The 19,815-nt window shown below is 48.7% G+C and carries 18 protein-coding genes and 1 tRNA gene; 7 read left to right on the plus strand and 12 right to left on the minus strand.

Annotated features, from left to right (window positions below):
- Positions 1 to 100 precede the first annotated feature (100 nt).
- Both O4H47_RS12225 and O4H47_RS12230 read left to right on the plus strand, forming a co-directional pair.
- A complete protein-coding gene (locus tag O4H47_RS12225; RefSeq protein WP_269394259.1) occupies positions 101 to 943 on the plus strand; it encodes a hypothetical protein in 843 nt (280 codons plus the stop codon).
- 95 nt (positions 944 to 1,038) lie between these two features.
- Positions 1,039 to 1,114, plus strand: a tRNA-Lys gene (locus O4H47_RS12230).
- An 85-nt stretch (positions 1,115 to 1,199) separates the two neighbouring features.
- Here O4H47_RS12230 and O4H47_RS12235 read toward each other — a convergent pair.
- Positions 1,200 to 1,838 carry a 5'-methylthioadenosine/S-adenosylhomocysteine nucleosidase gene (locus O4H47_RS12235; RefSeq protein WP_269394260.1) on the minus strand — a complete coding sequence of 213 codons (639 nt, stop codon included), beginning with the start codon at positions 1,836 to 1,838 and terminating at the stop codon, positions 1,200 to 1,202.
- 13 nt (positions 1,839 to 1,851) lie between these two features.
- Positions 1,852 to 2,811 (minus strand): pyridoxal-phosphate dependent enzyme, encoded by a 960-nt coding sequence (locus O4H47_RS12240; RefSeq protein ID WP_269394261.1) that lies wholly within the window; start codon positions 2,809 to 2,811, stop codon positions 1,852 to 1,854.
- A 117-nt stretch (positions 2,812 to 2,928) separates the two neighbouring features.
- Here O4H47_RS12240 and O4H47_RS12245 point away from each other — a divergent pair, with 117 nt between their 5' ends.
- Together O4H47_RS12245 and O4H47_RS12250 are read left to right on the plus strand one after the other, a co-directional pair.
- Positions 2,929 to 4,044: an aminotransferase class I/II-fold pyridoxal phosphate-dependent enzyme gene (locus O4H47_RS12245; RefSeq protein ID WP_269394262.1), complete on the plus strand. Its 1,116-nt coding sequence runs from the start codon at positions 2,929 to 2,931 to the stop codon at positions 4,042 to 4,044.
- On the plus strand, positions 4,044 to 4,649 hold the full coding sequence (locus tag O4H47_RS12250) for a helix-turn-helix transcriptional regulator (protein ID WP_269394263.1): 606 nt from the start codon (positions 4,044 to 4,046) through the stop codon (positions 4,647 to 4,649). The genes O4H47_RS12245 and O4H47_RS12250 overlap by 1 nt, the downstream gene beginning before the upstream one ends.
- A 17-nt stretch (positions 4,650 to 4,666) precedes the next feature.
- On the opposite strand, the gene O4H47_RS12255 is transcribed toward O4H47_RS12250, so the two are convergent.
- Entirely contained in the window at positions 4,667 to 5,623 is a 957-nt protein-coding gene (locus O4H47_RS12255; RefSeq protein ID WP_269394264.1) for an ornithine cyclodeaminase family protein, read from the minus strand.
- Between the two features lie 98 nt (positions 5,624 to 5,721).
- Between O4H47_RS12255 and O4H47_RS12260 the strand changes: the two genes are divergently transcribed.
- On the plus strand, positions 5,722 to 7,032 hold the full coding sequence (locus O4H47_RS12260; protein WP_269394265.1) for a di-heme oxidoredictase family protein: 1,311 nt from the start codon (positions 5,722 to 5,724) through the stop codon (positions 7,030 to 7,032).
- On the opposite strand, the gene pgi is transcribed toward O4H47_RS12260, so the two are convergent.
- The 8 genes from pgi to gyrA all read right to left on the minus strand — a co-directional run bounded on the left by pgi (position 7,029) and on the right by gyrA (position 15,935).
- A complete protein-coding gene (gene pgi / locus O4H47_RS12265) occupies positions 7,029 to 8,663 on the minus strand; it encodes a glucose-6-phosphate isomerase (protein WP_269394266.1) in 1,635 nt (544 codons plus the stop codon). The genes O4H47_RS12260 and pgi overlap by 4 nt on opposite strands.
- 8 nt (positions 8,664 to 8,671) lie before the next feature.
- The gene (tgt, locus tag O4H47_RS12270; protein ID WP_269394267.1) at positions 8,672 to 9,808 is read right to left on the minus strand and encodes a tRNA guanosine(34) transglycosylase Tgt; all 1,137 of its coding nucleotides are present in this window, start codon (positions 9,806 to 9,808) and stop codon (positions 8,672 to 8,674) included.
- Positions 9,805 to 10,881, minus strand: a complete 1,077-nt coding sequence (gene queA, locus O4H47_RS12275; protein ID WP_269394268.1) for a tRNA preQ1(34) S-adenosylmethionine ribosyltransferase-isomerase QueA — start codon at positions 10,879 to 10,881, stop codon at positions 9,805 to 9,807. The genes tgt and queA overlap by 4 nt, the downstream gene beginning before the upstream one ends.
- Before the next feature lie 25 nt (positions 10,882 to 10,906).
- On the minus strand, positions 10,907 to 11,377 hold the full coding sequence (locus O4H47_RS12280) for a peptidylprolyl isomerase (RefSeq protein WP_269394269.1): 471 nt from the start codon (positions 11,375 to 11,377) through the stop codon (positions 10,907 to 10,909).
- Positions 11,378 to 11,462: 85 nt separating this feature from the next.
- The gene (locus O4H47_RS12285; RefSeq protein WP_269394270.1) at positions 11,463 to 12,095 is read right to left on the minus strand and encodes a peptidylprolyl isomerase; all 633 of its coding nucleotides are present in this window, start codon (positions 12,093 to 12,095) and stop codon (positions 11,463 to 11,465) included.
- The gene (gene coaD, locus O4H47_RS12290; protein WP_269394271.1) at positions 12,092 to 12,583 is read right to left on the minus strand and encodes a pantetheine-phosphate adenylyltransferase; all 492 of its coding nucleotides are present in this window, start codon (positions 12,581 to 12,583) and stop codon (positions 12,092 to 12,094) included. Before coaD ends, O4H47_RS12285 begins: the two co-directional genes overlap by 4 nt.
- Before the next feature lie 12 nt (positions 12,584 to 12,595).
- Positions 12,596 to 13,222, minus strand: coding sequence for a LysE family translocator (locus O4H47_RS12295; RefSeq protein ID WP_269394272.1), 627 nt, complete (start codon positions 13,220 to 13,222; stop codon positions 12,596 to 12,598).
- A 31-nt stretch (positions 13,223 to 13,253) separates the two neighbouring features.
- On the minus strand, positions 13,254 to 15,935 hold the full coding sequence (gyrA, locus tag O4H47_RS12300) for a DNA gyrase subunit A (protein ID WP_419719630.1): 2,682 nt from the start codon (positions 15,933 to 15,935) through the stop codon (positions 13,254 to 13,256).
- A gap of 369 nt (positions 15,936 to 16,304) precedes the next feature.
- Between gyrA and O4H47_RS12305 the strand changes: the two genes are divergently transcribed.
- Both O4H47_RS12305 and O4H47_RS12310 read left to right on the plus strand, forming a co-directional pair.
- Entirely contained in the window at positions 16,305 to 18,509 is a 2,205-nt protein-coding gene (locus tag O4H47_RS12305; RefSeq protein WP_269394274.1) for an efflux RND transporter permease subunit, read from the plus strand.
- On the plus strand, positions 18,509 to 19,045 hold the full coding sequence (locus O4H47_RS12310; RefSeq protein ID WP_269394275.1) for a hypothetical protein: 537 nt from the start codon (positions 18,509 to 18,511) through the stop codon (positions 19,043 to 19,045). The genes O4H47_RS12305 and O4H47_RS12310 overlap by 1 nt, the downstream gene beginning before the upstream one ends.
- A gap of 68 nt (positions 19,046 to 19,113) precedes the next feature.
- On the opposite strand, the gene O4H47_RS12315 is transcribed toward O4H47_RS12310, so the two are convergent.
- Positions 19,114 to 19,602, minus strand: a complete 489-nt coding sequence (locus tag O4H47_RS12315; protein WP_269394276.1) for a single-stranded DNA-binding protein — start codon at positions 19,600 to 19,602, stop codon at positions 19,114 to 19,116.
- Positions 19,603 to 19,815 lie beyond the last annotated feature (213 nt).

A 19,815-nucleotide genomic window follows, 5' to 3' on the forward strand; every position in this document is an offset into this window, starting at 1 on the left:
GCAAAATGGAAACAGACCTGCAGCACATGAACCAATTATTCAACTTGTGCAATAATGATGGTTAAGACTTTGCGATTCGCGCGGACCAGGGGAGACGAGTTTGGCTTCAATAGAAATCAACCGTTTTGAACAAGCAGACGTAAAAATCTGGGGCTTCATTGCCGTGGGTGTTGTTACATCAATGGTCTTGCTAACGAGCATTGCGAACTTTGTGCCGTCGAAATTTTTGAACGGTCTACGCGAAACTCGAAATTCGTCAGGCACAATCAATCAATTGCAGGCCGAATTGACGTCAATTCGGCTGGAATTCGCCTCGCTCAAACGCGCCAACTCTATCGCTGGCACCAGACTAACGCTGGGCGAGGAATCAAGTTCAAAGTTCTCAAGGCGTGTTCGGGCCCTAGAATCAACTATTCCTATGCTTATGGAAGCACTTCCGGCGGATGCGACGATTGACCGTTCATTGATCACAGCGTCGATCAATGAAGCGAATGGCGAAGAAATTATCAAAAGCACTGATGAGGTGAAGGTTGTCCAATCAAGCCTTTTCGATAACCGCCCAATGTCAGAAGCGTCGCCAGAGACTTTGCAGCAAGCTCTGCCCGAAAAGGTTGATGAGCAAGTACTGAACATACCAAACACAGTTGCCGACAACTCACCAGCTGTGCAAGTCAGCTCAACAGAGTTTGGTTTGATTATAGGCCCAACAGTAACCGTTGATGGCGCGCCAATCGTTTGGCAGCGCTACAAAGCGGATGTTGGCACATTGTTGATTGGTTTGGAGCCGAGATTGCTGCCAATCAATAATGATTCTGGTGATTTGAGATTAATAGCCGGTCCAATCTCAGATATTTCAGAGGCCATTTCGCTATGTTTGCAGATTTCTCGCACTGGTGTGACGTGCGAAGCTAGCGGTTTTGGGGGCGTTGAACTCTCTCGCTAAATGAGCGTGAAAGAAAAATTCAAAAAGTTGGATTTTTCTTGTTGACTTAGCAGCCAATAAAACTATTGTCCGCGCTGTTCGCCAGTGAATTTCAAGTGCCCGTAGCTCAGCTGGTAGAGCATCCGACTTTTAATCGGACGGTCGACAGTTCGAATCTGTCCGGGCACACCATTCTTCTTAGACATCATTGTGTAGAGTAATCAGCTACTTAGCTGACCTCTCGATGTGGAAGTTTGTGGCAGATCACATGGAATGCCTAGGCGCCGATTTTTGCCAAAACCACGCGCAAAGCCTTAAAAAGGTTTTTGTCGACGGTGGGTAGCAGGCGCGTCCAGTCCTCATAAACCTTCAATTCCTCGGGCCCATCACTGATGCCCCGTAGCACGATTAGGGGCACACTAAAGGCTTGGCACAGACGCAGGACAGCATAGCTTTCCATATCCACCATATCTTGCTCAATATGTTCAAAGCTCTTGGTGAGGACAATATCAGCGCCTGTAGATAGGCTAGCGTGATCTATTCCATCTACAAGGTTGGTCATGTTGATGACAGCTGGCTGCTCCAAAAACGGCGTTTGGCCCTTCTCAAAACCGAGCGGGCTTGCATCCATGTCCCGATAGGCAATACTGCTTGCTTGGAATACCTCACCTTGTGGCAAAGTTGCTGATCCAGAAGACCCAAGCAGCACAACGAAGTCCGGCAATGTTTTAACTGAAGTCAGAATCAATGCGGTGTTGAGGGCTGCTTCAACCGGTCCAACACCTATGATTGATGGAACAATGATCTTTTTTAGATTCGTCAAATACTCGGCGGCGGTCGCCATCAAGAACAAGACTGTTTTGCCATTCTTCAGGGTTTTCAGTTCAACATTTGGGATCACAGGTGAAGCGAGCATCGGTTTTCTCGTACTAGATGAGTGGTAGGATGGTTTGATCGTCAAAGTTTGCGCCGCACAGTAGCACTACGTTGTTCTGACCACGATATTTTTGAGCTTGTTGGACCAAACCGGCCAGAGCCAACGCAGCTGCCCCCTCCACTATTTGATATTCTTGCCGCGCCAGCATTTTAAGGCTGTTTGCGATTTCTGCCTCATCGCAGATAATCAAGTCATCAATGACTTCGCTCGCGATTGGAAGTGTCAAACTTCCTTCGTCCATGGCCCCAGCAACGCCATCGGCTAACGTATCAAAATGTTCAACGTCAATGACATTGCCATGTCGAATTGCCGCATCAAGTGCTGCGGAGTTTTTGGCCGAAACACCAACAATGTTGATATTGTCGCCAAAGGCCTTCAACACAGAACCAATACCACTAACAAGGCCACCACCGCCTAAGGATATAAAGACGTTGTCGACGTTTGGAACCTGCTCGAGGAGCTCCAACCCAATTGTACCCTGGCCCGCAAAGATATCCACATCATTGTATGGTGAAACGTAGATCAGGTTTTCATCCTGGGCAGCGGCCGCACGTGCGATCACTTCTGAATGGCCGGAATTGTCTCCCTCTTGGACAATTTGGACGCCAAACGATCTAATTCTTTCTAGCTTTTTTGGTGAAACATTGGTGGGTAGATAAACCGTCAAATTGTGGCCAAGAATGGATGCCGCAAATGACGAAGCAATGCCGTGATTGCCAGAACTTGCCGTAACCACGCTTTGCTCAGCATTCAATGTTGTCAACTTGCTCAGTGCGCCGCGCAGTTTGAAAGAGCCGGTGTGCTGGAAGTTTTCGGCTTTAAAAAACAGCTGACAATCCAAGTCATTCCCAATCGCCTTGGATGGCAAGCAAGGGGTCACATAAATGTGCTGCGCAATTCGCGCACGTGCTTTCACTGAGTTGGCTGCAGATATGTAACACTCATTAATCATGACAATGCTCGTTTCTCTTCTCGTGGCGACCAAAGTCGACAATTTGTACGTTTTGTCTATTTTAGACTTTTCATCTCAATAGATCAACGTTATATTGCGTTCAACTTGGAGGACATGATGGACATCGTTGAATTTTCAATCGAGCGTATACAATCGCTTTACGAAAACACTGTCGACTACAATTTATCTGATAGCGGCGTTCACCCCTATACCTTGCGCGAATTGCTCGATGCCGAGCAAATTAATCAACTGCTGGATGTTGAGCTGGGGTATGGATGGACCAATGGCGGCGTTGAATTGCGCCAATCGATCTCCAAATTGTACAAAGACAAAAATGCCGACAATGTGATTGTCACCAATGGCTCAGCGGAGGCCAACTTTGTTCTGGTGATGGGTATGCTGAACCCTGGTGATGAACTGGTTGTTATTGTGCCGAACTATTTGCAGATTTGGGGCTGGGCAAAGGCGTTAAATGTCAAAGTCGTTGAAGTGCCGTTGCGCGAGGAACTTGGCTGGTTGCCCGATATGGACGAGTTGAAGGATGCCATTACGCCGAACACCAAAATGATTTCATATTGCTCGCCGAACAACCCAACCGGCAGTGTTCTGCCGCAAGAAACATTGGAACAGATTGTTGATTTGGCGCGCGCGCAGGGGATTTATGTGCATGCAGACGAGGTCTACAAAGGCTCTGAGCTGGACGGCAACGAAGGTCCAAGCATTGCGGATCTATATGAAAAGGGCATTGCAACCAATGGTCTTTCCAAAGCAATGGCCCTACCCGGCTTGCGGGTTGGTTGGCTTGCGGGGCCCAAAGACGTCATTGATCGCGCTTGGCACTGCAAAGACTACACCTCAATTACAACCAGTTCAGTCAGCGAATTTGCGGCAAACATTGTAGTTCAACCGCAAAAGCGGTCTGAAATATTGGAGCGGAGCCGCACAATTTTGAACCAAAATGTTGCCACGCTTGATGAATGGATTAAGCAGAATAGTGAAAACTATTCGTGTCAGTTGCCACAGGCTGGCGGAATGGCATTTGTGCGCTATTCGATGAATATCAATTCAACGGACCTCGTGCACAGGATGCGCACCGAGCGCTCCATCATGCTTTTGCCAGGTGATTGCTATGGCATGGACGGGTATATAAGAATTGGTGTCGGCGCACCGTCTGATCACTTAAAAGCAGGGCTTGCGCAATTGCATGAATTCACTCGCGGGCTAAATGACTGATGGACGAAACCACCGTAGAAAACGCGCGAAATTTTGCTGACGCCATTGCTGCATTGCTAGCGCCAAATGCAGAAGTGATTGTGCATGATGTTGGATCAGAAACAATTCAATATATTGCCAACAACTTCTCTAAGCGCGCGATTGGTGACCCGTCAAATCTGAAAGAAATTGACTTTTCGCCCGATGAGAATGTTATCGGGCCATATGAAAAGCTCAACTGGAATGGGCGGCGCATCAAATCAATCAGTCTGGTCATGCGCAGCAGCGAGGGACGCGCATCTGCCCTTGTGTGCATCAATATGGATCTATCGCAATTCGACCAAGCTAGACAGGTTTTGTCCAGCCTGATGAGTGTGCAAGAATCCAAAGCAAAACCGGCGAACCTATTCAACGAAGACTGGCATGAACAAATAAATGTTTTCATCAGCCAGTGGGCGGCCACACAAAACTCAAGCGTCGATCGTTTGACCCGCGAGCAGAAGAAACAGCTGGTGCTAGATTTGAACGAAAAGAAAGCCTTTGCCGCAAAGCACTCAGTTAACTATGTGGCACGAGTGATCGGATTGGGACGCGCCACAATATACAATTATCTGAAAGAGACCTAGTTCGTTGTAGTGTTCTTTTAGACCACCCCATCCGCTTCCAACACGGTGCGCGCCGCCGCGATGTCTTGGCTCGCAAGCCCAGTTAGATCCGCGATCGTAATCTGATCGTTTGTTTGACGGCCCAACTTTTTGTTGGCCAGCACATTGCCAAGTTCTACGCAGTCGTTCTGAGAAATCAAACCAGCGGCATTTGCGTTGGCAAACTCACCATGATCAAGGCATTGGTCAATTTTGTCAGCCACCAGTATATGTGCTCTTTTGATGAGCGATATATCAAGCTCGCTTTTTCCGGGCGCATCCGCGCCAGATGCTGTGATGTGAGTGCCGGTTTGCACCCACTCATCCATAATGATTGGCGTTCTACTGGGTGTGGTCGTCATTATTATCTCGGCCTCTCCACAGCCTAACTCCAAATTTGTGCATTGGGATAACTTACAATCTGCCGCGTTCATCTCTTCGACAAATTTCGCTAGTTTTTCAGCACTGCGCGCCCATACTTTGAAATTGAAAGTGCGCTCTGGCATAAGATTTTTGAGTGCCAAAATCTGTTGTGTTGCTTGAATTCCTGCTCCAACGACCAGGACATTCTTAGCGCTTGGTTTTGCCAATTTTCTGGTGGCAATTGCTGCACCTATTGCTGTTCTGAGATCAGTGAGAAAACCCTCATCCTGCAAGATGGCCACCACCTCACCTGTTTGCGCTGATAGTGCGACCATCATGCCGTTGCTGGTGGGTAATCCCAATTTCGCATTACCATAGAAACCAGTTGCGATTTTTACGATGAATACACTATCTCCATGCAAATGGCCGAACTTGACGTGGCAATCACCATTATGTTGCGCAAGCGGCAAATAGCCAACTGGTGGAATAGTTGCCCCACCATTGGAGACTGCGATGTAGGAACGCTCAATTGCTTCAGCCATCGAATTGAAGTCTGACAGGCTAACAATTTCTTCCCGATTTAAAATACGCACATCAGCTCCATATTTGGACTTTTTGTCCACTTTGTACATTGCGTCCGGCTATGTCAAGGAGTTGGTGATTGGGTTGAGCTGCTGTGATAAGCTTACTCATGATGACGCGATATGTTGGAATATTTGCTTTAGTTTTGTTCGGCCTCACATCTGCAGCCGCCGGCGATCAACTTGTTCTTTTTGGTCCCACTGCTTTTTCTCTCGCTGATCCTAAACTGAATTCATCAGACCTTGCCAAATTCAATTATGGCAGGGGGTTGTTTCACCATGAATGGGAAGTACACGAACACGCGGATGGCACCCAGAGCGGTTTAGGCCCTTTGTTTTCTGCAAACTCTTGTGCAAGCTGTCACGTCAGAGATGGACGCGGACAGGCCCCTGCACAAGGTTCGTTCTCGCCCTCATTTGTTATAGCAGTTGGCATTCCATCTCTTGAATTTGGCACGAGAGCAGACAAAACCTATGGCAGCCAAATACAAGTGAATGGCGTGGGAACACCGCCGGAGGCGATTGTTCGGGTGACATACATAACAACAACAAAAACAATGGCTACCGGCGACTTAGTGGAGCTTCAACACCCGGAATATGAAGCGACAGACCTTGCCTATGGTGAGTTGGAGCCAGAAGCCAAATTGTCTGGACGGTTGCCGCAAGCTCTGATTGGCTTAGGGTACTTAGAAACGGTTCCTGAAGAGACCTTAGCGCAAAATGCTGATCCTTTTGATTTGAATAAAGATGGTATTTCTGGACGAATTTCATTTCTTGCAAACGGTGAAATTGGGCGTTTTGGTTGGAAAGCTGAAACACCAACTGTACTTCATCAAACTTCCAAAGCCGCTAGCGGTGACATGGGCATTTCAACACCCCTCTTTTCCGCTTACGCTGGCGATTGCACACAGTTGCAGCCTCAATGTTTACAGGCGAGCCTAACCCAACCGGAGAACAAAACCACTGAACTTGATGGCAATGAGGCCCGAATACTTGCGCTTTACAGCGCCAACCTGGCCGTGCCACCTCGCAGGCATGTCGATAATGACGATGTGTTGGCAGGGGAAAAACTGTTTCAGTCGATTGGCTGCCAGACTTGTCACGTCGCAAAGTTTGACCAAGAGCAGGAATTTGCGCCTGCATACACAGACTTGCTGTTGCACGATATGGGAAATGGATTGCGCGATCCGGCATTTGGCGACACTGAATTGGCGCGGGAATGGCGCACCCCGCCGCTATGGGGCCTTGGGTACACCAAGGAAGTCAACGGGAATGAGAATTATCTACATGATGGTAGAGCAAGAACACTTACGGAAGCCATTTTGTGGCATGATGGTGAAGCGGCAAGTTCAAAAGAAGATTTCCGTTCACTCGAATTGAATGAACGGAATCAACTGCTTAATTTCTTAAATTCGCTCTAGCGCAATGACTGGAAGCGCTGCAACAATCCTTGGGTCGAACAATCATGCGCGGTTGCCGCTTCATGGCCTTGTACTTTGGGCAAGAGTGCTTTGGCCAATTGTTTGCCCAATTCCACACCCCATTGATCGTAGGAATTGACGTTCCAAATGGCGCCTTGCACAAATACCTTGTGCTCATAAAGCGCAATCAAGCTGCCAAGGGTTTTGGGGGTCAGCTTCTTATAAAGAATGGTGTTGGAGGGGCGGTTGCCTGGGAACACTTTATGCGGCGCCAGTTCTCTTATTGCTTCAGAGCTCACCCCCGCTCCATGCAGTTCTTCTGTCACCTGTTCAATGGTTTTGCCCAGCATCAAGGCTTCAGATTGTGCGAAACAATTTGCCACTAGCTTTTCATGGTGAACGGGATAGTCTTCTTCACCTTGTGCCGCCAACAAAAAATCGACGGGAATGACATCCGTACCTTGGTGGATCAATTGATAGAATGCATGTTGCCCGTTGGTGCCCGGCTCGCCCCAAACAATAGGACCAGTTGCATAGTCTACCGAGGTTCCATCACGCTGAACAGACTTGCCATTGCTTTCCATATCCTGCTGCTGCAAATAGGCGGCAAAGCGCCCCAAGCGCTCGTCATATGGCAAAACGGCGTGGGTTGAGAAATCAAATGCATTGCGGTACCAGACGCCCAACAGCCCCATAATAACGGGCATATTCTGCTCGAGTGGTGCGGTTAGGAAGTGCTGATCCATTTCTGCAGCGCCAATCAAGAAGTCATCAAAATGATCAGCACCAATCGCTAACATGACCGAAAGGCCAATGGCACTCCAAACCGAATAACGTCCGCCAACCCAATCCCAGAAGCCGAAAATTCGGTCTTGCTGAATGCCAAAACTCGCGCAAGCAGCCAGATTTGTTGAAACCGCAACAAAATGATCCCCAACTGCGGCATCTCCAAGCGCAGCAGACAACCACTTGCGCGCGGAGTTGGCATTGGTCATCGTTTCATCTGTCGTAAATGTCTTGGACGCCACGATAAACAGCGTAGTTTCTGGGTTGAGCCCATTAAGCGTATCCGCGATGTCTGAGCCATCGACGTTGGAGACAAAATGCGGCTTGATTTCCGATACGAATGGAGAAAGCGCGCGCACAACCATTGCGGGGCCAAGGTCTGAACCGCCAATGCCAATATTGACAACATCTGTGATTTTCTTGCCCGTCGAGCCATTTATCTCGCCAGATCTCAGGGATGTCGCATAGGCACGCATGGCGGCCAACACTTTGCGAATGGGGGCGGAAATGTTTTCGCCATCGACTATTCGTTGGTCATTGCCTTGGTGGCGCAAAGCCATATGCATGACGGCGCGATTTTCTGTCGAATTTATGTGTTCACCTGACCACATTTGGTTGCGAAGCGTTTCGACACCCGAAGTGCGGGCTAAATCAAAAAGGCTGGCGAGTGATTTTTCGTCAATTCTGTTCTTGGAGTAGTCAAGGAACAACTCTCCGGCACAAAGTGAGAATTTTTTGAAACGTTGCGGATCATTTTGGAACATGTCCCGCATATGGATTTGTTCAATTCGTTGGCGGTCGGCATCCAATTTTGCGAGATCTTGAGCAACGTTTTGTTCTGACATAGAAGTGCCTATCCTAAAGGTTCGATGTCGCCTCTTTCCCATCCCGCGCGGGTTTCAGCCACATAATCATCATAACGGTTTTGTGCGATTGCGGCGCGTGCGCCCTGCATCAATTCTTGGTAATAGGCCAAATTGATCTGGCTTAAAAGCATCGCACCCAACATTTCGTTCGCTTTGAGCAAATGATGCAAATAAGCGCGTTGAAAACGACGGCAATTTTCATTTGGCGATTGTTCGTCCAATGGTCGCGCATCTTCTTTATGCCGCGCATTTTTTATGTTGATCACCCCAAAACGCGTGTAGGCGTGTCCGTGGCGCCCTGCCCTTGTTGGGTGAACACAATCAAACATATCAATGCCGCGCTTTACAGCGCCCAACAAATCATCGGGTTTACCAACGCCCATCAAGTAACGTGGTTTTTCTGTTGGCAATGCAGGCGTCGTATAATCAAGAACTTCAAACATTGTTGCTTGAGGTTCACCAACGGCCAGTCCACCAACGGCATAGCCGTGAAAGCCGATATTTGTCAGCTGCTTGGCCGACTCCAGACGTAGAACTTCGTTGTCGCCACCTTGCACGATGCCAAACAAAGCATGACCGGGCTGTGTGCCAAAAGCAGTCTTTGACCGCTCGGCCCAGCGAATGGACAGCTCCATCGCCCTTTTTATTTCAGCCAGCTCCGCTGGAAGCGCTACGCACTCATCAAGCTGCATATGAATATCCGAACCCAACAGTGTTTGGATTTCAATAGAGCGTTCGGGAGTCAAAAGGTGCGAAGACCCATCAATATGTGATTTGAACGACACCCCATTTTCATTAAGTTTGCGCAGTTTTGCCAAGGACATGACCTGAAAACCGCCGCTATCCGTCAGAATTGGTTTTTTCCATTGGGCAAACTCATGCAAGCCGCCCAGCTTTGCCATACGCTCTGCACCTGGGCGCAACATAAGGTGATAAGTGTTGCCCAAAATGATATCCGCACCAAGCGCTTCCACTTGTTCAGGATACATACCTTTTACGGTTGCCGCGGTGCCAACGGGCATAAACGCAGGCGTGCGAATATTGCCACGCGGCGTTGAGATTTCGCCCAATCGCGCGCCGTTGTTGGTGTTCTTGAGGTCAAACGAGAATTCTTGCTGGGTCATTTCTGTTCCTGAAACAAAAGCGACGCATCGCCAAATGAGTAAAAGCGATAGTTGTTTTCGATCGCGTGTTTATAGGCGTTGCGCATGTTTTCTAATCCAGAGAACGCGCTGACCAGCATAAATAAGGTTGATTTCGGGAGATGAAAATTCGTCATCAACACGTCAACGGCGTTGAACTTGTAGCCAGGGGTAATGAAAATATCGGTTTCACCGCAAAATGGCTTCAGCTCGCCATCAAATGCTGCGGATTCGAGCACGCGTAGGCTGGTGGTGCCAACAGCGAATATTCGTCCGCCATTTGCGCGACACTTTTTGATATTTTCAACCGTTTGCGCGCTCAGTTCGCCCCATTCGGCGTGCATTTTATGGTCGTCGGTATCGTCAGCTTTAACGGGCAAGAATGTGCCAGCCCCCACGTGCAACGTGACGTAATCTATTTCAACGCCTTTTGCTGCGATTTGTGCAAGCAATTCATCGGTAAAATGCAGGCCTGCAGTTGGCGCGGCTACCGCGCCATCGTGTTGCGCATAGACCGTTTGATAGTCCGTGTCGTCTTGATCATCATGCGCGCGCTTCGCGCTGATATATGGGGGCAATGGCATTGCGCCACGTGCTTTGATCGCTTCGTCTAATTCGGCGCCAGAGACGTCAAAACGCAGCAGAACCTCGCCCGCCTCGCCTTTTTCTTCACATGTCGCAAACAACGGATCCATGCCAGTTGCTTCAAAAGCGACCTGCTCACCAACCTTAAGCTTTTTGGCCGGACGCGCAAAGGCGCGCCACAGGTTAGTTTCATCACGTTTATGCAGATTTACGGTGACTTTGGCGATGGCGTCACCACGGGTTCTTTTGCCCACGAGTTCAGCAGGCAATACCCGCGTATTGTTGGCGATTAGTATATCGCCAAGGCGGAGAAAATCCAAAAGATCGGTGACAACATGATCAGCTGGCGCATCGCCAGTCAACATTTTGTCTGGTTGAACAACAAGCATGCGCGCGCTATCGCGTGGCACGGCGGGATGCAGTGCCACACGGTCAGCGGGCAGTTCAAAATCGAACTGATCGACGCGCATGATGTTGTTCCAGCGTTTCTAGATGTTAGTCGGCAGCAACACGCATGGACAAGATTTGGTCAGGATCAGTCACTGGTTCGCCTTTTTTCAAGGCGTCAACTGCTTCCATACCCTCAATGACTTGACCCCAAACGGTGTATTGCCCGTCCAAAAATCCTTGATCGCCATAGCAAATGAAGAATTGTGAGTTTGCCGAATTTGGGTCCATAGTGCGGGCCATTGAGCATGTGCCACGAACATGTGATGTTTCGTTGAATTCTTGCTCAAGGTCTGGCTTGTCAGAACCGCCAGTTCCTGTTCCCAACGGACAGCCGACTTGCGCCATGAAGCCATCAATTACACGGTGAAACACGATACCATCGTAAAAGTTTTCGCGTGCCAATTCCTTGATACGCTCAACGTGCTTTGGTGCCACATCTGGAAGCATTTGAATGACAACGCTGCCTTTTGACGTTTCAAGCAACAATGTGTTTTCGCGATCTTTAATTTCAACCATGTTAAATCTCCTTTGTTGCCGCCTACTTATACGGCCAAGCGCATTCCGGCTAGCCCCATTTTTTGACTATTTGGTCGTAACCGCCTTAGCGATCCAGCACTTTGAGTGAAATCATCTTGTCTGGGTCGGTAACGATACCGTTTTGGCCGGTGCCTTTTTTGATCTGGTGGATATGCTCCATGCCATCGCGAACAAATCCAAGCACTGTATATTGACCATCAAGGAAATTTGCATCGTCAAAAGTAATGAAGAACTGTGAATTTGCAGAATCTGGATTTTGGCTTCGTGCCATGCCGATGGTGCCACATTGGTAAGGAGTATCTGTAAACTCGGCAGGCAAGTCAGGCAAATCAGACCCACCCATACCGGTGCCGGTTGGATCGCCCGTTTGTGCCATGAAACCGTCAATTACACGGTGAAAAACAATGCCATTGTAGAAGCCATCTTTCGCAAGGGATTCTAAGCGCGCCACATGAAGGGGCGCTAAATCTGGGCGCAACTCGAGCAACACGTCGCCGGTTTTAAGCTCAAGTTGAAGCAAAACGGGTTTGACACCATCAGGCGCCTTGGGTGTTTCACACGCAGCATACTCAACAGGTTCAACCGGAGCGGGCGCTGATGGTTTAAAATTAACATACAAAAGATAACCAGCAACCGCCAGCAGTGCCACAACCAAAAGAGAGACTAGTTGGTTGTTTTTTTTAGGAGTTTCGCTCATTTTTTTGCCAATAGTTTGAGAACTGCGGAAGGTACAAATGCTGAAATGTCACCATTCATTTGGGCGATTTGACGGACCAGCGTGGCCGAAATATGACGGACATGCGGACTTGAAGGCACGAACACCGTCTGTTGGTCTGGCGCCATCTGGGCATTCATACCCACCATTTGCATTTCATAATTATAATCTGTTGTGTCGCGTAAACCGCGAATAATGATGTTTGCACCGACATCACGAGCCGCCTGCACCATCAAACCATCAAACGTCACCAATTCTAACTCAGTATTGTTTCGCGCTGCCATTGCTGCGGTTGTTTGCTGCAATAATTCAAAGCGCTCCTCTGTCGTTGTTAGAGGCGCTTTTGAATGGTGCACACCTACACCAACAATTAGCTTGTCTACCAAACGACATGCGCGTTCGATGACATCCAAATGGCCATTGGTTATGGGATCAAATGAGCCGGGATAAAACCCAATTTGCTTTGTCATCGAGTTTCCTTCCTAAATTTTGCGTTGCAGCGCCAACCATGCGCCACCGACTATCAAAAGCGACCCTGAGATTTTGTTGACTATCGATAGTCGTTGTTGGGTCAAAAACTTGCGCGTGCCACCTGCGGCAACTGCATAAATACTGTCTAGAATTGTAAATACCAGCATGGTGATAAGTCCTAAGCCAACGACTTGTGGCGCGGTTGCTGCTGAAGGCTCAATAAACTGTGGTAAAAACGCTCCCAAAAACAGCAGCGCCTTGGGATTTGACATGGTGACCACGAAGCCCTGAATGACCGATTGGTGGCCACTTTTGACAGAAGTGTTTTCGTCAAAAACCAGACCGGCCCTACTGGTGATCATCTTATAGCCGATCCACAACAAATAGGCGGCACCAACTAGCTTCACCCAAAAGAATGCCCAACTCATAAAACCTATTACGGCTTGAAGGCCCAGTGCGACAACAATCACCATTAGGAATATGGCGATTTGCGCACCCAGCACTGTCAGTAGGCCAGCAACTGGGCCCCTTGCGAGGGCATTAGCGACGATCAATGTGACGGTTGGTCCAGGAACGATTGCCAAAAAAAAGCACGCTGTAATGAACGCGATAAACGCAGATGGCTCGAGCAAAATCATAGACTAGTCCCCATAACGGGCAGGAATGCGTCTATTCGCTTTCCTTACCATCTCCATTTTCGTCCGACTGATCATTGCCGTCAACTTGGTCTTCGTCATCTTCTGGCTCAGGCTCAGAAATTCGCTCAACAGAAACGACTTGTTCGCCTTTTGCTGTATCCAGAATTGTAACACCCTGTGTCGCGCGACCAGCAATCCGAATGCCATCCACTGGAACACGAATGAGCTTACCACCGTTGGTAACCAACATGATTTGATCATCGTTTTCAACCGGGAAGGACGCAATAATTTTGCCGTTGCGATCACTCATGGCCATCGCTGTGATGCCTTTGCCGCCGCGACCGGTTTTGCGATACTCATAGGCTGAAGAGCGTTTGCCGTAGCCATTTTCTGAAATTGCGAGAATGAATTGCTCTGCTGCGCTCATTTCTGCGTAGCGATCTTGGTCGATCTCGGCGGCGCTCATTGCTTCGCCTTCTTCAGATTCGCTTGAATCACCTTCTATGAGGCGACGTAGTTTCAAATAAGCGGTTCGCTCATCGGCAGACGCATCGAAATGCCCAAGGATAGACATAGCGATAACTTCGTCGCCCTCTGCCAACTTGATACCGCGTACACCAACCGAATTACGACCAGCAAAAACACGCACTTCATCAACGCCAAACCGCATAGCTTGACCCATTTGGGTTGTCAGGAGAACGTTGTCCTCAGGCGAGCATGTTTCAACCCCAACGATGCCATCACCGTCTTCAAGCTTCATGGCGATCTTACCATTGCGATTGACCTGAACGAAGTCTGCAAGTGAATTGCGACGAACTGTCCCGCGAGTGGTCGCGAACATAATGTCGAGATCCTGCCAGGTGGTTTCATCTTCAGGCAGCGGCATAATCGAGGTGATACGCTCGCCTTCTTGCAATGGCAGTATATTGATGAGCGCTTTGCCGCGTGAGTTCGCTGCACCAATTGGCAAACGCCAGACTTTGAGTTTGTAGACAATTCCGCGTGAAGAGAAGAACAAAACCGGCGTGTGAGTATTAGCGACAAAAAGCCGTGCAACAAAGTCTTCGTCACGCGTTGACATGCCCGAGCGACCTTTGCCGCCGCGGCGCTGTGCGCGATAAGTTGAAAGTGGAACACGTTTAATGTAGCCGCCATGAGAAACAGTAACGACCATTTCTTCGCGAGCAATTAAATCTTCGTCGTCCACATCGCCAGCAACGTCAAGGATTTGCGTACGTCTAGGGGTGCCAAACCGGTCTCGTACATCAATCATTTCGCTGCGGATGATATCGACAATTCGTTCGCGTGAACGCAGGATTTCAAGGTAGTCCTTGATTTCCTCGCCAAGTTTGTTCAACTCGTCGCCAATTTCATCACGACCAAGAGCGGTCAGGCGCTGCAACCGCAACTCTAGGATCGCGCGCACTTGTTCTTCTGAGAGGAAATAAGTGCCATCGTCGGTCACTCTGTGTCGCGGATCATCGATGAGCTTAATAAGAGAGTCAACATCGTGTGCAGGCCACGCGCGTTCAAGCAAACGTGCGCGGGCGGTTGCAGGATCTGGAGACGTGCGAATGATTGCGATCACTTCATCAACATTGGCAACGGCAATAACCAAGCCCACCAAAATGTGAGCACGGTCACGTGCTTTGTTGAGCAAGAATTTCGTACGCCGACTCACCACGTCTTCGCGGAAGTCGACAAAGGCTTTCAAAATTTGGCGAAGGTTTAGCTGTTCAGGTTTGCCCCCGTTCAGCGCAACAAAGTTGCAGCCAAATGAAGTTTGCAAAGGTGAGAAACGGTAAAGCTGGTTCAATACAACGTCAGCAAAGGCGTCGCGTTTAAGCTCGATCACCACGCGCATGCCGTTTCTATCTGACTCATCGCGAATGTCCGAAATACCTTCGATACGTTTATCGCGCACCAATTCGGCAATCTTTTCAATCATCGACGCTTTATTCACCTGATAGGGAATTTCGGTGATGATCAGCGCTTCGCGGTCTTTGCGGATTTCTTCGGTTGTGACGACGCCGCGCATAAGCACGGAGCCCCTGCCCGTTTCATATGCAGACCGAATGCCGTGCCGGCCAAGAATAATGCCCGCCGTAGGAAAATCTGGCCCTTGGACGATGTCCATCAATTCTTCGGTTGTAATCTCTGGATTATCCATGATGGCGATTGCGCCATCAATCACTTCAACCAAATTGTGGCTTGGAATATTCGTCGCCATACCAACGGCGATACCGCCAGACCCGTTTACCAACAAGTTGGGGAACCGCGCTGGTAAAATTGTTGGTTCGCTTTCCGTATTATCGTAGTTGTCTTTGAAGTTTACAGTGTCGCGGTCGATGTCCTCAAGGATCATCGTTGTCACGCGTTCCATGCGCACTTCTGTGTAACGCATCGCGGCGGGCATATCGCCATCGATTGATCCGAAGTTTCCTTGGCCATCAATCAGAGGCAGGCGCATGGAAAATTCTTGCGCCATACGAACCATGGCATGGTAAATGGCGGTATCACCGTGGGGGTGATATTTACCAATCACGTCGCCAACTACACGCGCAGACTTACGATATTGCTTGTTCCATTCGTAGCCGTTCTCATGCATCGAATAAAGAATCCGACGGTGAACTGGCTTTAGGCCGTCTCGAACATCAGGCAAAGCACGGCTAACAATTACGCTCATTGCGTAATCGAGATAGGAACGCCGCATTTCATCAGTAATCGAAATCAATGAAATGTCAGAGCTTGGTGGTTCTGAAGAGGTTTTATCGACTGGTTTATCGCTCACGGTGATTTTGTTCTTCGTTGCGTTAATTGGTTGATTGTTTTTAAGTGATTCCACGCGCTGTGGCCAATTAGAACGTACGATTGCACACAAGCGAAGTCATTTTTCTCCCACAAACAGTGTTCTTGCGCTCAAATGTCACAATTTGAATGCGAAATTTCATTCCTTTGCTAGACATTCTTGAGTATTTTCGCCTAGCTTTTGCTAAATGCCGCCAAAATTGGCGGCTTCATATGTATTGGGGATGAGAACTTGTCGATTGGCTTTGGTCTTGAGCGCATTGGAACGCTCACAATGCGGTATCCAAAAATTGTTACTGCAGTTCTTTTGGCTTTTACCGCTCTTTGTCTGCTTCAAGTCCCAAAGGTTTCAATCGATGGGGACTTGCTACGTCTCTACAAGAACTCAGGCATACATTACGATACCTATGTAGAAATTGGCGAGACGTTTGGAACGTTTGAAAACGACGCCTACCTTTTGGTCAAATCAGATCAGCTGACAGATCCTGCTGTTATTGAAACTTTACGCGAATTTGCACTGGAACTGGAACTCAATAGCTTCGCGCGCGGTACGCTCTCGCCTTTTTCTTTACGAAAACCTGCGCTGGATGATGGTGCAACACGGCCGGCAGTACCAGAGAACATGGCGAATGCCGATGAGGTTGCTGCCGCACTTCAGGATCTTCGTCAAAATGATCCGATGATGCGCAACCTGATTGTCGAAGATTTGTCGGGTCTAGTCCTGCTCATGTTCCCCGATTCGGACGCGCTGAAGGTGCGCGGGGAAGCGGAAATGATTTCAGAGCTTCGTGAGCTTATGAGCTTTTACGAAGACCCTCGCTTTACAATCCAACTCACTGGTCCTCCACTCTGGAAAGCTGAACTGTTGAACGCCAGTAGGTCTGACCAAATAAAGTTCACACTCTCCGGCATTATTCTGGGTTTTCTGACTGCCTTTCTGGCGTTCAGAACATTTTGGGGTGCTGTTCTTGCTACTCTCACACCATTTATTTCAGTGGTTTGGGTTGTTGGCACAGTTACCATGCTGTTTGGCTCATTCACGTTTCTGACGAATATTTTGACCGCACTTGTTCTTGTGATCGCTTTTGCTGAAAGCATGTTCTTTTGTTTCCATTGGCTAAGATTGTCTCGCGAAGGCATGGAGCACGAAGACGCCATTCGCGAGACGATCATTCGGGTCAGCCCAGCGTGCGCGCTGACGTCCATAACGACCATAATCGCGTTTTTGTCGCTGGCAATTGCACCGAGCCAAGGTGTGTTTGAATTTGCGATCACAGGTGCTCTTGCCATTCCCTTGGCGTTTTTGGCACTCGTGACGTTTTTGCCACTGGCACTGCGGGCGGCGATTAAACTCGGTTACAAACCAAGACAGGCGCCAAGTGTGGCGTTAACAGCTATTATTCCTGGCTTGATATTATTGGCGAATAAATTTGGAAAACCGATAGCCGCCCTTGCGGTGGTTGCTTTTTTTGCAATGATTTATCCGCACACGCAGCTGCAGCCTAGCTTTTCATTTCAACAGTTCTTGCCCAAGAACTCTGAGGCTATGGCAATTTCATCCACCATTGATGAAGGCGTTGGCGGCGTCGCCCCGCTTTATATTGCCTACCCGCTTTATGATGCTGATCCGAATGTGTCGGATGCAGACTTCAAGCGCATGGAAACGGTCCACAACGTCATGCAAGATGTCTTTGGCAAGGGTAAGGTGATTTCTGCTGCAAGCTTCACGCACTATAATGACGCTGGTTTTAACCGTGAGCAGATCTTTGACGCTGTCGGGCCATTTATGAAAAAGCGTTTCATCACAGATGATGCCACAACAGCCATGGCTACATCGTTTGTGCCGACCGGATTGAGCTCAAAAGACGTGCGCGAACTGGTCGAACAGACCGCAAAGCAGTTGGAAGACGCCGGTATTAGGGATGCAAAGATTACGGGTTTTCGTGTTCTTTCCGCTTATGAGAGTGTGAACATGATCAAACGCCTGCAAGATGGTCTTTCCATTGCTGTCGTTTTGTCGATCTTTATCATTGGTATTGCCTTTAGGTCATGGAAAGTTGCCCTCATTTGCATTATCCCGAATTTTGCACCGATCCTGGGCACTGAACTCTACCTTTGGGTTTCGGGTGCCGGACTGCAATTGACTACTGTGATTTCTTTGACCATTGCTTTTGGAATAGCGGTGGATGACACCATCCACTTTATGAACCATTACGTAAGGGCTCGGGGGCAAGGGCTTGAACACAGAGAAGCGGTAAATCGAACCTTGGACAGGGTTGGACCGGCACTGATCGCAACCACATTGATCCTTTGTGCCGGGACTACCGTAATAATATTCTCAGTGCTGCCACAAGTTGCCCTTTTTGGAGCGCTTTGTGTGCTTACACTGTTTTTGGCACTGCTCGGCGATTTGATTATTTTGCCTGCTTTGCTCGTCGCCGGGGGGCGAATGATGAAGAATTTCGGAGGAAGTAAATAGTGAAGATCTTGGACAAAGCGGGACAGCTTGGCATTGCAGCACTTGCAGCTGTTTCACTCATTGGCTTTGCAAGCCCATCCTATGCCGCAAAAGCGGACACAGATCTTTTGCAATCCTATGTTGGTAATTGGCGCGGTAAAGGCGAGGCAAACCTTGCGTCCACCGGCGAAAATGAAACCGTACTTTGCAAAATGACGTTTAAAGAATCCAGCCCAACTAAAATCGGTTTGGATGGGCGGTGCTCGCTGGCGGGAACTACCCTTTCGATGCGAGGTACAGTTGGCTACATCGAAGACAAAAGCCGATTTGAAGCCGTTATGTCCTCAAACACAAGCTTCCAAGGCGTTGCGGTGGGCAAGCGCTCCGGCAAGAATCTTTCTTTCGCTTTGAAAAACGTGAAGTCAGAAACAAATGCCGTATTTGATATCGCTGTTTCACTGAAACTCAACGGCAACAAAATTGATGTTCGTTTTGATATTCTGCACAAAGAGAGTGGCGGAAAATCTGTTGCAAATATCCCTTTCAGCAAAAGATAGACTTGAGCCGAAATACTTTGAACGAAAAAGGCCGCCCATCAGGCGGCCTTTTGTTTAAATCATTTGGTTTAGAATGGAATGTCGTCGTCCATTCCGCCGGAATCAAAAGCCGGTGCGCTGGCTTGTGGTCGGCCACCGCCACCGCCGTTCCCTGCACCACCTGAGCGTGCGCCACCACCGTAATTGCTGCTACCTTCATTGTCGCTGCGACCACCAAGCATAGTCAGCGTAGAGTTGAAGCCCTGCAGAACGATTTCTGTCGAGTATTTATCGTTTCCGTCTTGATCTTGCCATTTGCGCGTTTGCAACTGACCTTCAATGTAGACAGTTGAGCCTTTACGCAAATACTGCTCAGCCACGCGGCATAGGCCCTCGTTGAAGATTACAACGCGGTGCCATTCGGTTTTTTCACGCTGTTCGCCCGAGCTTTTGTCGCGCCAACGCTCAGATGTCGCGATACGAAGGTTCACGATCGGGCGACCATCTTGCGTGTTGCGCACTTCTGGGTCTGCACCCAAGTTGCCAACCAATATTACTTTATTTACGCTTCCTGCCATCTTGTCGTTCCCTTCAAAGCCATTCTGCGTTTAATTTGATTTGGTTGTTTTCAAATCCGCAGCGTCATATTGTTCGTAGTCCCTTATGTACACATGATCGTTCAATCGAGAAGATTTGATTGTCAGTCATCCACAAGCCACTTGACGACACCATGCATGTTCTATTTATGTTCTTATGAAATGCAATGTGAGTCAATATAGCGCGCTTTTTTA

It is taken from the genome of Maritalea porphyrae, assembly GCF_027213965.1.
Classification (GTDB): domain Bacteria; phylum Pseudomonadota; class Alphaproteobacteria; order Rhizobiales; family Devosiaceae; genus Maritalea; species Maritalea porphyrae_A.